Below are 463 nucleotides of genomic sequence, written 5' to 3'. Positions count from 1 at the left end.
CTCGAGCCCGGCGAGCGTCCAGCCCTTGCCGAAGGCCGCGAAGGTCGGGTCCGTGGCCTCGTTGATCAGCGTCGCCGTCCCGGTCAGCGAGGTGGTCGAGCCGCCGACCTCCGTCACCGCCAGGGTGTACGCGTACCGATTCGTCGTCAGCGACGTGGCGTTCGCCTGCTGGCCGATCTGGAGGATGTCGCCGGGCCGGAACGCGCTGGTGTCATAGTAGTACGTCGATCCGACCGTGCCGTTGAACGTCAGCCTCGCGGAGACCTGCGCCCGCGCCGCCGACAGGGCGTAGTTCCCGTCGATGATGGGCGTGGCGTTGGCCCCCGTCGAGCTGTAGACGAAAGTGAGCCCCGGGACGTTGGGGTTCGACGCCGGGAGCCCGATTGCCGCCCCCGCCGCGCCCGTGATCGGCGAGACCGAGACGTTCCCCGCCGCGATCGTCGGACTCGATGCGGTGATCGCG

General features: G+C 70.2%; 1 protein-coding gene. It reads right to left on the bottom strand.

Translation table 11 applies throughout. The annotated features are described in order from the left end of the window. Positions 1-463, bottom strand: a 463-nt coding sequence (locus tag G6O54_RS37075) for a hypothetical protein (RefSeq protein ID WP_165236203.1), incomplete at both ends; no start/stop codon positions are given.

This window comes from Aquisphaera insulae (assembly GCF_011064615.1).
Taxonomy (GTDB): domain Bacteria; phylum Planctomycetota; class Planctomycetia; order Isosphaerales; family Isosphaeraceae; genus Aquisphaera; species Aquisphaera insulae.
Note: the sequence above shows the minus strand (reverse complement) of the source record. Positions and strands in the feature narration are given on the sequence as shown.